At 68.8% G+C, this 12,244-nt stretch carries 11 protein-coding genes; 6 read left to right on the top strand and 5 right to left on the bottom strand.

Annotated features, from left to right (window positions below; translation table 11 throughout):
* Positions 1-40: 40 nt before the first annotated feature.
* The 3 genes from leuD to AGI3411_RS01205 are packed head-to-tail and all read right to left on the bottom strand — an operon-like array spanning position 41 to position 3,111.
* Positions 41-691, bottom strand: coding sequence for a 3-isopropylmalate dehydratase small subunit (leuD, locus tag AGI3411_RS01195; RefSeq protein WP_129525618.1), 651 nt, complete (start codon positions 689-691; stop codon positions 41-43).
* Positions 688-2,109 carry a 3-isopropylmalate dehydratase large subunit gene (gene leuC / locus AGI3411_RS01200; protein WP_129525619.1) on the bottom strand — a complete coding sequence of 474 codons (1,422 nt, stop codon included), beginning with the start codon at positions 2,107-2,109 and terminating at the stop codon, positions 688-690. The genes leuD and leuC overlap by 4 nt, the downstream gene beginning before the upstream one ends.
* A gap of 18 nt (positions 2,110-2,127) precedes the next feature.
* Positions 2,128-3,111 carry a tripartite tricarboxylate transporter substrate binding protein gene (locus AGI3411_RS01205; protein WP_129525620.1) on the bottom strand — a complete coding sequence of 328 codons (984 nt, stop codon included), beginning with the start codon at positions 3,109-3,111 and terminating at the stop codon, positions 2,128-2,130.
* A 126-nt stretch (positions 3,112-3,237) separates the two neighbouring features.
* Here AGI3411_RS01205 and AGI3411_RS01210 point away from each other — a divergent pair, with 126 nt between their 5' ends.
* Positions 3,238-4,161, top strand: a complete 924-nt coding sequence (locus tag AGI3411_RS01210; RefSeq protein ID WP_129525621.1) for a LysR family transcriptional regulator — start codon at positions 3,238-3,240, stop codon at positions 4,159-4,161.
* A 13-nt stretch (positions 4,162-4,174) separates the two neighbouring features.
* Here AGI3411_RS01210 and AGI3411_RS01215 read toward each other — a convergent pair whose 3' ends face one another.
* Complete coding sequence (locus tag AGI3411_RS01215) at positions 4,175-5,179, bottom strand: Lrp/AsnC family transcriptional regulator (RefSeq protein ID WP_129525622.1); 1,005 nt, start codon at positions 5,177-5,179, stop codon at positions 4,175-4,177.
* A gap of 81 nt (positions 5,180-5,260) precedes the next feature.
* Between AGI3411_RS01215 and AGI3411_RS01220 the strand changes: the two genes are divergently transcribed.
* Together AGI3411_RS01220 and AGI3411_RS01225 are read left to right on the top strand one after the other, a co-directional pair.
* Positions 5,261-6,577, top strand: coding sequence for an MFS transporter (locus AGI3411_RS01220; RefSeq protein WP_129525623.1), 1,317 nt, complete (start codon positions 5,261-5,263; stop codon positions 6,575-6,577).
* Positions 6,578-6,579: 2 nt separating this feature from the next.
* On the top strand, positions 6,580-8,007 hold the full coding sequence (locus tag AGI3411_RS01225; protein ID WP_129525624.1) for an amidase: 1,428 nt from the start codon (positions 6,580-6,582) through the stop codon (positions 8,005-8,007).
* A gap of 73 nt (positions 8,008-8,080) precedes the next feature.
* Here AGI3411_RS01225 and metK read toward each other — a convergent pair whose 3' ends face one another.
* On the bottom strand, positions 8,081-9,244 hold the full coding sequence (metK, locus tag AGI3411_RS01230; protein WP_129525625.1) for a methionine adenosyltransferase: 1,164 nt from the start codon (positions 9,242-9,244) through the stop codon (positions 8,081-8,083).
* Between the two features lie 281 nt (positions 9,245-9,525).
* Between metK and AGI3411_RS01235 the strand changes: the two genes are divergently transcribed.
* Genes AGI3411_RS01235 through dapF form a run of 3 tightly spaced genes read left to right on the top strand, consistent with a single transcriptional unit; the run spans position 9,526 to position 12,241 of the window.
* Positions 9,526-10,392, top strand: coding sequence for a lysophospholipid acyltransferase family protein (locus tag AGI3411_RS01235; protein ID WP_129525626.1), 867 nt, complete (start codon positions 9,526-9,528; stop codon positions 10,390-10,392).
* Positions 10,393-10,417: 25 nt separating this feature from the next.
* The gene (locus tag AGI3411_RS01240) at positions 10,418-11,308 is read left to right on the top strand and encodes a lysophospholipid acyltransferase family protein (RefSeq protein ID WP_129525627.1); all 891 of its coding nucleotides are present in this window, start codon (positions 10,418-10,420) and stop codon (positions 11,306-11,308) included.
* Positions 11,309-11,329: 21 nt separating this feature from the next.
* On the top strand, positions 11,330-12,241 hold the full coding sequence (gene dapF / locus AGI3411_RS01245) for a diaminopimelate epimerase (protein WP_129525628.1): 912 nt from the start codon (positions 11,330-11,332) through the stop codon (positions 12,239-12,241).
* The last annotated feature ends 3 nt before the right edge of the window (positions 12,242-12,244 follow it).

Below are 12,244 nucleotides of genomic sequence, written 5' to 3' on the forward strand. Positions count from 1 at the left end.
CCTTGGAGCCTGTGCGAAGCTCCAATCAGTGTGAACCGGCCTAGTCCGCGCGGCCGGCGTCCAGGCGGTCGCGCACCTGGCGCGCCACATCCTTCATCCAGGGATGGCGCGCCCAGTGCGCGGCCTCGAAACGCGCCACCTCGTCCAGCCGCTGCAGCGAGGCGCCCACCATGTCCAGCCCCTGGGCGTACATCTGGCGATGGCGCTCGGGCAGGGTGAAGCCCGCGCTCCAGCCGTCCGCCGCGCTCACGCGTCCGGCCGCCACGTCGATGGCCACGCGGTTCGTGGCCATATTGGACACCCGGGCGAGCAAGGCGTCGACCTCGGCCGGCGCCAGGCTGATCAGCAGCAGGCCGTTGTTCACGGCATTGAAGTAGAAGATCTCGCCGAAGCTGGGCGCGATCACGGCACGGATGCCGAACTGCTGCAGGCCCCACACGGCATGTTCCCGGCTGGAGCCGCAACCGAAGTTCGGCCCCGCGACGAGCAGGGACGCGCCGGCATAGGCCGGCTGGTTCAGCACGAAACCGGGCCGCGGCGCGCCATCGGCGTCGAAGCGCAGATCATGCAGCAGCCCACGGTCCAGCCCCGATTTGTCGATGATGCGCAAGAACTGCTTGGGCATGATCTGGTCGGTATCCAGATTGGAAAAGGGCAAGGGCGCGGCCACGCCTTCAATGATCGGATTCATGCGCGTTGCTCCCATTCGCGAACGTCGACGATGCGGCCGGCCAGCGCGGCGGCGGCGGCCATCGCCGGGCTCATCAGGTGGGTGCGCCCCGCGCGGCCCTGCCTGCCCTCGAAATTCCGGTTGGCGGTGGAGGCGCAGCGCTCGCCCGGGCTCAGCACGTCATCGTTCATGGCCAGGCACATCGAACAGCCCGGCTGGCGCCATTCGAAACCCGCCTCGATCAATTGCGCGGCCACGCCCTCGGCCTCGGCCTGGGCGCGCACCGCTCCCGATCCGGGCACCACCATGGCCCGCACGCCCGCCGCGACCTTGCGCCCGCGCACGACGCTCGCCGCCGCGCGCAGGTCTTCGATGCGGCCGTTGGTGCAGGACCCGATGAACACCCGGTCTATCGGCAGGCCCGCGATGGGCGTGCCCGGCGCCAGGCCGATATAGTCCATCGCCTTCTCCAGCGCCAGACGGGCGAGCGCGTCGGGTTCGGCCCGCGGATCGGGCACGACGCCGTCGATCGGCATCGCCTGGTCCGGGCTGGTGCCCCAGGTGACGAACGGCGCGATCGACGCGGCGTCCAGCACGTGCTCCACGTCGAAGACAGCGCCGTCGTCCGAGCGCAGCCCGGCCCAGCAGGCCCGCGCCTGCGCCAGGGCATCGCCCTGCAACTGTGGCGCGTGCGCGGTGACGTAGGCGTCGGTGGTCGCGTCCGGCGCGATCAGCGCGGCGCGGGCGCCGGCCTCGACCGTCATGTTGCACAGGGTCATGCGGGCCTCGGCGGACAGCGCGGCGATCGCCTCGCCGCAGAACTCCACGGCATGCCCGCGCGCGCCCTGCGCACCGATGCGATGCACGACGCAGATGACCAGGTCTTTCGCCGTGACGCCCCGGCCCAGCGTGCCGTCGATGCGGATGCGCATGTTGCGCGCCACCCGGTAGGCCAGCGTCTGCGTGGCCAGGATGTGCTCGACTTCGGAGGTGCCGATACCGAAACCCAGGGCGCCCAGCGCGCCGTAGGTCGTGGTGTGGCTGTCGCCGCACAGCACCACCATGCCCGGCAGCACCATGCCGTGCTCGGGCGCGATCACGTGCTCGATGCCCTGCAGCGGATCGGTCGTGTCGAACAGCGCGATATGCTGCGCATCGCAGTTGCGCTTGAGGTTACTCGCCTGCCGCGACGACGCCTCGTCGGCGATGACGCGCAGCGCCGCCGGAACGGGATGGGTGGGGATGATGTGGTCCACCACCGCCATCTGCTGCCCGGGGCGCAGCACCGCGCGTCCGCGCGCGGCCAGGCCGCTGAAAGCCTGCGGACTGGTGTATTCGTTCATGATGTGCAGGTCGACGTAGAGCAGAACGTGCTCGTCGTCGATCCGGGCCACCTCATGGCTGGCCACCAGTTTGTCGTACAGCGTCATGCCGGGCATGTCTTGCGTCCTTGAAGTTCAGTTGGCCTGGATGCCGGCGTCCTTGACGATGCCGGCCCAGCGCGTCATTTCTTCGTCCACCATCGCATCCGTCCTGGCGGGCGTGGAGATCAGGGGATCGAAGCCTTCCCGGCTCATGCGCTGCGCGAGTTCGGGGGAACGAAGGGCCTGCTCCAGCTTGGCGTTCAGCGTGTCGATCACCGGCTGCGGCGTGCCCGCGGGCGCGCTGATCACGAACCAGGTGTTGAACTCGTAGCCGGGCAGCCCCGATTCGGCGATGGTGGGCACGTCCGGCAGCAACGGCGATCGCTTCGAACCGGTCACGCCCAGCGCATGGAGCTTCTTGCCGTCCACTTGCGGCTTGGCCGCGGACAGCACTGGGAAACTCATCTGCACCTGGCCGCTGATGGTGTCGAGCATGGCAGGGCCGCCGCCCTTGTAGGGCACGTGCAGGATCTGCGTGCGCGACACCGACTTGAACAGTTCCGCGGCCATGTGGAAGGTGCTGCCCGTGCCCGCCGAGCCGAAGCTCAGGTCGTTGGCCGGCCGCTCGCGCACATAGGACAGAAGCTCGCTCACGTTGGCCACCGGCAGGCTGTTGGTCACCGTCAGCACGTGCTGCGACGTCCCGACCGTGCCCACCGACCGCAGGTCCTTCTTCGTGTCGAACGGCATGCTCTGGAAGAGCGCCGGATTGATGGCCAGCGACATGGTGTTGATGGCGAGCATGTAGCCGTTGGGCTCGGCGCGCGCCACGGCGGCCATGCCGATGTTGCCGGAGGCGCCGGCGCGGTTCTCCACGATCACGCTCTGCCCCAGCGCCCGCCCCCAGGCATCGGAAATCAGGCGCGCGGCGATGTCCACGCTGCCGCCCGGCGCGAACGGCACGACGAGCGTCACCGCGCGTTCGGGAAATGCGCCGGCGGCGACGGCCGGCTGGGTCCAACAGGATGCGACGGCAAGGGCCGCGCACAGGGCGCCGGCGGCGGTGTTGATCTTCATTCCTGGTCTCCTCGTGTGGCCGCGATCGGCGGCTCTCTATTGGCAAGTTCAGTGTATAGGCCCATTGGATTCTTATAATTAATAATGGAACTAAAGCTTTATTAAATTTCATTTATAAATAGGCCCATGGACGCCCTATCGGATCTCGCCTTCTTCTCGCTGGTGGTCAAGCACGGCAACCTGTCCGCGGCCGCGCGCGAGCTGGGCCTGACGCCGCCCGCGGTCAGCACGCGGCTGGCCAAGCTGGAACAGCGCCTGGGCGTGCGGCTGCTGAACCGCACCACGCGCCGGGTCAGCGTCACGCAGGAAGGCGAGCTCTACCTGGCCGAAGGCGGGCGCATCCTGGCGGACCTCGAAGCCCTGGAACGTTCGGTGTCCAGCGCGCGGGCGCAGCCTCAGGGCCTGCTGCGCCTCAACGCCACCTTCGGCTTCGGGCGCGCCCACATCGTGCCCGCCGTGTCGGACTTCGCGCGCCAGTACCCCGAGGTAGAGGTACAGATGCGGCTGACCGACAGGCCGCTGAACCTGATCGAGGAAGGCTTCGACGTGGCGGTACGGTTCGGCGATCTTCCGGACGCGCGCCTGACCGCGCGCAAGATCGCCTCGAACCGGCGCCTGCTCTGCGCCTCGCCGCGCTACCTCGAGACTTATGGCGAACCGCGGGCGCCGGGCGATCTGCAGCGCCACCGCTGCATCGTGGTGCGCGAAAACGATGTGGCCTATGGCACCTGGCGGCTGGAATCGGGGCTCCGCGCCGAAACCGTCAAAGTGCGCGGCCCAGTCAGTTCCAACGATGGCCAGAGCGCCCTGGAATGGGCGCTGGACGGACACGGCATCGTAATGCGGTCCGAATGGGAGACGGCCGCCCATCTGCGCGCCGGCCGCCTGCGCGTGGTGCTGCCGGACTGGCATACGCCGCCCGCCGACATCCACGCCCTGTATCCGGAGCGGCTTAATCTACCGGCCAAGACGCTGGCCTTCGTGGAATTCCTGTCGCAGCGTTTTGCGCGCCACCTGCGGGCGCCGGGATCGGACGGCCCGGTCTGGTGACGCGCCCGCGCGGCTAGGCCCCCTCGGGCCCCAGGCGCGCGCCGGCGCGCACGATGCCGCAACGCTTGTGCGCCCGCATTACCACGCCGACTTCGCTGTTCAGCACGCCGTCCAGTTCGCCCAGGCGGCGCGTGACCACCTCCCACAAGTGCAGGCTGTCGCGGCACAGCACATGCCAGAACAGCTGCGAGGCCCCGCTGGTGCCGAACAGGCAGCGCGTGTTCGGGTCCAGCGCCAGGTGCGCGGCCAGCGCATCCACGGCTTGCGGCCGCACCTGCACGGAGATCACCGCCTCCACCGGAAATCCGACTAGCGCCGGCTCCACTTCCACGCGAAAGCTCAGCGCGCGGCGTTCCACCATGTTCTGCAGCAGACGCTGCGCGGTAGGTTCGCTGACGCCGGCCTGCTCGGCCAGCTCGGCCAGGCTGGCGCGCCCGTCGCGCATCAGGTGGCCCAGCATGCGCTGTTCCGGCTCGGTCAAAGCCGCCGGCGAGGCCGGCGCCGGCTCGCCGGCGGCATCCGGCGCCTGGGCCTGGATGCGCCACTGGCCGGCGCGCCGGAACGGCCGCAGCACCAGCCTTGCCTCCACGTGATCCACGCCGTCGATGGAAGGCAGGACGCGCGTCACCACGTCCGGCATGTCCGCCGCGTCCGCCAGCGTCAATTCGGCCATCAGGTCGGCCGACCCGGCCAGCGTGACGACCAGCTGGCTGATGTCGAGCCGCGCCAATTGTTCCGCCACCTCCGGCACCCGGCCCGAGCGGCAGCGCACCCAGGCGTGCAGCACGACGCCCCGGCCAGTGGCCAGCGGATCGGGTTCGGCGATGACGCGCAGCGCATCGGCCTCCATCAGCCGCTTGATGCGGCGCGCGACCGTTCGCTCGGCGATCCCGGTCGCCGCCCCCAGTTCGCGCCAGGAGGCGCGCGGCTCGGCCTGCAGCGCGATCAGGCAGGCCAGATCGGTGTCATCCAGCGCCGGGATTAGGGGGTTACCCTTACTTGACGTGACCATATTCATTAATCTAACGTTCGCGCGTTGATAAAAACACAAAATTAAACGGTCTTTCTGACCAAAAATAAATTCTTACTTGAGGATTCCATGAGCAGCCCCTCCGCATCCCTGCGCAAGGCGCAGGGGGCAGCCGCCCCGGCAAGCGCCCCGCCCGTATCCCGCGCACGCACCATCCTGGCCGGTAGTGTAGGCAATGCGGTCGAATGGTTCGACTGGACCATCTACGCCTCCTTCGCCATCTTCTTTTCCAGCCAGTTCTTCCCCGAAGGCAACGAAACCACCGCCCTCCTGGCGACGTTCGGGATTTTCGCCGTGGGCTTCTTCATGCGCCCGGTGGGCGGCTGGGTGCTCGGCATCTTCTCGGACCGCTACGGCCGCAAGGCCGCGCTGGGCCTGACCATCCTGATGATGGCCGGCGGCTCCCTGATCATCGCCGTCACCCCCACGTACGCCGCCATCGGCCTGGCCGCCCCGCTGCTGCTGACCGCCGCGCGCCTGCTGCAAGGCCTATCGCTGGGCGGAGAGTATGCCTCGGCCACGACCTTCCTGGCCGAAATGGCGCCGCCGGACAAGCGCGGTTTCTATTCCAGCTTCGTATTCTTCAGCGCGGCGGTGGGCATCCTGGCCGCCTCCGCGGTGGGCTGGGCGCTGACCTCGACGCTGGGCAAGGCCGAGATGGCTGCCTGGGGCTGGCGCATTCCGTTCCTGCTGGGCGCCCTGGGCGGCCTGGCCGGCCTGTGGATCCGCCGCTCCATCCCGGAGACCGAAGCTTTCTCGCACAGCAAGAAGGCCGGCGTGGAAAAGCAGCCGCTGCGCACGCTGCTGCGCAGCCACCCGCGCGAAGTGCTGCGCATCGTGGGCTTTTCGATCCTGACCACCTTCGCGTTCTACATTTTCGTGGCCTACGTGCCGACCTACGCCATCCGCCAGGTGCACGCGGATCCGAAGACGGCCTTCGCCGCCAATACCATCGCGCTGATCGTGTTCATGCTGGTGCAGCCGCTGTTCGGCATCCTGTCCGACCGCATCGGCCGCAAGCCGCAGCTGATCTTCTTCGCCGCCGGCTACCTGGTGTTCTTCTATCCGCTGATGACCACGCTGGGCCCCTCGTTCGGCTCGATCCTGGCGGTGGAGCTGTTCGGCCTGGTGCTGTACGCCATGTACACTTCGATCGCGCCGGCCATCATGTCCGAGCAATTCCCGACGAGCGTGCGCGCCGTCGGTATTGGCACCCCGTACAACCTGGTCGTTGCGCTGCTCGGCGGCACCACGCCCTACCTGCTGACCTGGCTACAGAGCAAGGGCATGGAGCGCTGGTTCTTTTACTACGTGCTGGCGGGCGCCGTGATCACGCTGATCACGTTCATCCGCATGCCCGAAACCAAGGGCCAGGACCTGAAGTAGCCATGCCAGCACAAAACACCGCTCTGCATTTCCAAGACGCGCACGAGCTCGCCCGCGCCATCCGCCAGCGCGAGTTGAGTTCGCGCCAGATCACTGTCCACTTCCTGGACCGCATCGAACGCGCCGCCGCGCTCGCCGCCTACAGCGAGGTCACGGCCGCGCGTGCGCTGGCCCAGGCCGACGCCGTCGACCGCCTGCTCGATGCGGGCATTCTGCTGGGCCCCCTGCATGGCGTGCCGGTGGCGGTGAAGGACAGCGTGCAATGGGAAGGCGTCACGGCCAGCCTGGGCTCCGGCGCCCTGCAAGGACGGACCAGCGGCCAGACGGCCGCCGCGCTGCGCAAGCTGGCCGCGCAAGGCATGGTCGTCCTGGGCAAGACCCGCATGACCGAATTCGCTTTCGGGCTGTCGGGCCAGAACCCCACCCAAGGCACCGCGCGCAATCCCTGGGACGCGCACGCGGCGCGCGCGCCGGGCGGCTCGTCCAGCGGCTCCGGCGTGGCGGTGGCCGCGGGCCTGGCGCCGCTGGCGCTGGGCGGCGATACCGGCGGCTCGGTGCGCGCGCCCGCGGCGCTTAACGGCCTGGTCGGCTACAAGCCCTCCACCGGCGTCATCAGCCTCGCCGGCTGCCTGCCGCTGTCGGATACGCTGGACGTGCTGGGCTCGATCTCGCGCAACGTGGCGGATGCCCGCCTGCTGACGCAATTGCTCGCAGGTCCCGACATCGACGACGCCGCCACCCTGGCCTTTCCCGCAAACGCCGTCGCCGCCTTGCGCCAGCCCGCAAGGCGCGGCGCCGGCCCCCTGGCCGTGCTGGTCCCCGAGGCCTGGCCCGCGCCGCTGGCCGACGCCGGACGGCAGGTCTGGGAGCTGGCGCAGGAAAACCTCGCGCAGGCGGGCTTCACGCCCACGCCGTGGTGCCCGCCCGCGGCTCTGTCGTTCGCCCGCATGGCCGACGACAACTCGCTGGTGCTGGCCTATGAGGCCTACCGCCATTACGGCGCGCTGGCCGAAGACCCGGCGCAGCCGCTCTGGGAAGTCGTGCGCGCCCGCATCGCTGCGGGCGGCAGAATCGCGCAGGCCGACTATGAAGCCGCCCTGCTGCGCCGCGCCGCCGACATGGCCGCTTTCGCGCAGGCCATGCAGGGCGTGGACGCCCTGCTGATGCCCGCGTGCGACCAGGCCGCGCAGACGCTGGATGCGGGCGACGCCCGCCATGCCGGCCTGGGCAAGCTGCTGCGGCCCGCCAACTTCCTGGGCGCGGCCGCCATCTCCCTGCCGGCCGGTTTCGACGCCGAAGGCATGCCCATCGGCGTCCAGCTGCTGGCGCCCGCCGGCGGCGACGCCGCGCTGCTGGATTGCGCCTCGGCGCTGGAACCCGTGCTGGCTCCAGCGCCGCGGCGGCCCGACCTGTCGGCCTGGGGGCTCTGATTCCCGCGTCCCAATGAAAAACTCCCCCGCATTGCTGCGGGGGAGTTTTTTTTGAAGCGGCGCAGTCTTGCGCTTACAGCGCCTTCTTCAGTTCCTGCACCTTGTCCGTGGCTTCCCACGAGAATTCCGGCTCCGAGCGGCCGAAGTGGCCATAGGCGGCGGTCTTCGCGTAGATCGGGCGCAGCAGGTCCAGCATGTTCACGATGCCCTTCGGACGCAGGTCGAAATGCTCGCGCACCAGCTTGGCGATCTGGTCGTCGGGGATGACGCCGGTGCCTTCGGTGTAGACGGTGATGTTGATGGGCTCGGCCACGCCGATGGCGTAGCTGACCTGCACCTGGCACTGGCGCGCCAGGCCGGCGGCCACGATGTTCTTGGCCACGTAGCGCGCGGCGTAGGCGGCCGAACGGTCAACCTTGGACGGATCCTTGCCCGAGAACGCGCCGCCGCCGTGCGGGCAAGCGCCGCCGTACGTGTCGACGATGATCTTGCGGCCGGTCAGGCCGCAATCGCCTTGCGGGCCGCCGATGACGAAACGGCCGGTCGGGTTGACCAGGAACTTGGTCTGCGGCGTGATCAGGCCGTCGGGGAAGCTCGGCTTGATGATGTCTTCGATCACCGCTTCGTGGATGGTCTCTTGCGAGACTTCGGGCGAATGCTGGGTCGACAGCACCACCGTATCGACTTCGGCCGGGCGGCCGTCGATGTAGCGGAACGTCACTTGCGATTTGGCGTCGGGGCGCAGCCACGGCAGGCGGCCATCCTTGCGCAGTTCGCTCTGGCGCTGCACCAGGCGGTGCGCGTACCAGATCGGGGCGGGCATCAGGTCGGGCGTTTCGTCGCACGCGTAGCCGAACATCAGGCCCTGGTCGCCAGCGCCCTGGTTCAGATAATCTTCCGAGCTGCGGTCCACGCCCTGGGCGATGTCCGGCGACTGCTTGTCGTAGGCGACCAGCACCGCGCAGCCCTTGTAGTCGATGCCGTACTCGGTGTTGTCGTAGCCGATGCGGCGGATCGTGTCGCGCGCGACCTGGATGTAGTCGACGTTGGCGGTCGTGGTGATCTCGCCGGCCAGCACGACCAGGCCCGTGTTGCACAGCGTTTCGGCTGCAACGCGCGCGTTGGGATCTTGCGTGAAGATGGCGTCGAGGATCGAGTCGGAAATCTGATCGGCTACCTTGTCGGGGTGCCCTTCAGAGACGGATTCGGAAGTAAAGAGAAAGTCGTTGTTGGCCACAGATGCGTCCTTACGTGTCCGGCCTGGCCGGCGCATAGGTTCACGAGGCGCGTTGCACCCCGGACCGCATGCCTTGGCGCATACACTGATCTGGGCGCGACGCTTTAGCGGATTTGGCAAGAAACGCGCAACGCGCTACACCCTTGCCGTCGCCCCGCAAGTTGTCGGTTAACTCGGCGACTGCGTTATTTTAAGCGAAAATGCCGTTCTGTTGCTCGCGCCGGGGCGCCCGCCCGTTCCCCGGGCGCGGGCGCGACCCTGCCAGCCCACCCTTTTGCCGCATGCTGCTCTTCCTGTTCAGACTATTCGCCGCCCTCCCGCTACCCGTCGCGCACGCCCTGGGGCGCCTCGCCGGGCGCGCGATCTACGCCTGGCCGGGCAAGTACCGGCGGCGCCTCCAGGCCAACGCCGCCCAGGCGGGCTACCCCGCCCCGGCCTTCGCGCGGCGCGCGGCGGGCGAAATCGGCGCCATGATCCTCGAAAGCCCGCGGGTCTGGTTCCGCAATGAAGACAGCCTGGCCCGGGTCGTGTCGGACGACAACGACGTGGTCAGCGCCGCCCGCGCCGAAAACCGGGGCATCCTCTTCCTGACGCCCCACCTGGGCTGCTTCGAGATCACCGCCCGCTACCTGGCCCGCCAGATGCCCATGACGGTCATGTTCCGCCCGCCGCGCAAGGACATCCTGGCCCCGCTGCTGGAAACCGCGCGCAACAGCTCGGCGGTCAACGCCGTGCCGGCCACCATGCAAGGCGTGCGCGAATTCGTGCGCGCGCTGCGCCGCGGAGAATCCGTGGGCATGCTGCCCGACCAGGCGCCCAGCGTGGGCGACGGCGTCTGGGCCCCGTTTTTCGGACGCATGGCCTACACCATGACGCTGCCGGGCAAACTGGCCACCCAGACCGGCGTTTCCATCATCCTGACCGCCGGCGAACGGCTGCCCAAGGGGCGGGGCTGGCGCATCCACTACGTGCGGGTGCCCGAACCGCTGCCCGCCGATCCCCAGGCACAGGCCGCGCTGCTCAACGCCGCCATGGAAACGCTGATCCGCCGCTGCCCGGAGCAATATCTCTGGAGCTACAACCGCTACAAGACGCCGCGCGGCGCGCCGCCGGCGCCGGCCGCCGATACGGCCTCCACGGCGGGCTGAGTCCCGTCCGCCCCCTGCTGACACTATGACTGATTTCAAAACGCGCGCGCTGGTCTCCCTGTTGAAATGGTTCGGCCGCATCACGCCCTCGACGCGGCTGCGCATCGGCGCCTGCCTGGGCTGGCTCGCGCCGCGCCTGGCCAAATCGCGCGCACGCATCGTCCGGCGCAACCTGGAACTGTGCTTTCCCGACCAGACCGAAGCCGTGCGCGAACGCTGGCTGGCCGAGCACTTCCACGCCCTGGCGCAATCCATCGTGGACCGCGGCGTGCTCTGGTACGGCACGCCGGAAGCCATCAAGGAAATGGTGACGCTGACGGGCGCCGAACGGATCAACGCGATGACGGCCGAGGGCCGCTCGGTGATCCTGCTGGCCCCGCACTTCATTGCGCTGGACGCCGCGGCCACCCGGCTCACCATGGAAGTGCCTAGCGCCGCCACCATGTATACGCCGCAAAGCGACCCCCACATCGACGCGGTCGTGGCCGCCGGCCGCGCCCGCTTCAACGAGGTCTTCCTGGTCAGCCGCAAGGACGGCGTGCGCGAACTGCTCCGCCACCTGCGCGCGCCGCGCCCCGTCTACTACCTGCCCGACATGGACTTCGGCCGCCAGGGCTCGGTCTTCGTGCCGTTCTTCGGCGTGCAGGCCGCGACCTTGCTCGCCACCGCGCAGCTGGCCAAGAAATGGAACGCCGCCGTCATGCCTATCGTGGGGTTCTGGAACCCCGAGACCGGCCGCTATCACGTGGATGTGCTGCCGCCGCTGGCGGACTTCCCGGGCGAGAGCTCGCTGGAAGACGCCACCGCCCGCCTGAACCGCGAACTGGAATCCTGGGTGCGCCGCTGCCCCAGCCAGTACTACTGGGTCCACCGCCGCTTCAAGACGCGGCCGCCAGGCGAACCCAAACTCTACTGAGCTCCGGCCGCGCCTCACAATATGGGCGATAATCCAGTGATGAACTGGAACTTCACCAAAATGCATGGCGCGGGCAATGATTTCGTCGTGCTCGACGGGGTCCGCCAAAGGATCGAAATGACGCCCGAGCGCGCGCGCGCCCTGGGCGATCGCCATTTCGGCATCGGCGCCGACCAGATCCTGCTGGTCGAACGCGCCTCCCGGCCGGATGCCGACTTCCGCTACCGCATTTTCAATTCCGACGGCAGCGAAGTCGAACATTGCGGCAACGGCGCCCGCTGCTTCGTGCGCTTCGTGCACGAACAGGGCCTGTCCGACCGCAACCCGCTGCGCGCCGAAATCGCCACCGGCATTCTCGTCCTGGACGAAGGCGACGACGAACAGGTCACCGTCGACATGGGCAGCACGCGCTTCGACCCTGCCGCCCTGCCGTTCGACACCGACGGCCTGGCTTCGCGGGCCGAGGGCGGCGACACGCTCTGGGAATTGCAGCTCGACGCGCCCGCCGGCCTGCCGAGCGCTGTCTGGGTTTCGGCGGTTGCGATCTCCAACCCGCATGCCGTGCAGGTCGTGGACGACTTGGACACCGCCCCTGTCTCCGTCCTCGGCCCGCTGATCGAGACCCACGCGCGCTTCCCGCGCCGCGTCAACGCCGGCTTCATGCAGATCCAGGACCGGAACAACATCCGTCTGCGCGTCTTCGAACGGGGCGTGGGCGAAACCCTGGCCTGCGGCACCGGCGCCTGCGCCGCCGTCGCGGCGGGCATCCGCCGCGGCCTGCTCGATTCCCCGGTGCGCGTGCAGGCGCGCGGCGGCGTGCTGACCGTCGCATGGAACGGCGAACAACTACGCATGACCGGCCCGGCGGAATCCGTTTTCACGGGGCAGGTCGACATCGACAAGCTCGTCTTCTCCATGGGGCTGAACCGATAAGCC

It is taken from the genome of Achromobacter agilis, assembly GCF_900496965.1.
In the GTDB taxonomy this organism is placed as follows: domain Bacteria; phylum Pseudomonadota; class Gammaproteobacteria; order Burkholderiales; family Burkholderiaceae_B; genus Achromobacter; species Achromobacter agilis.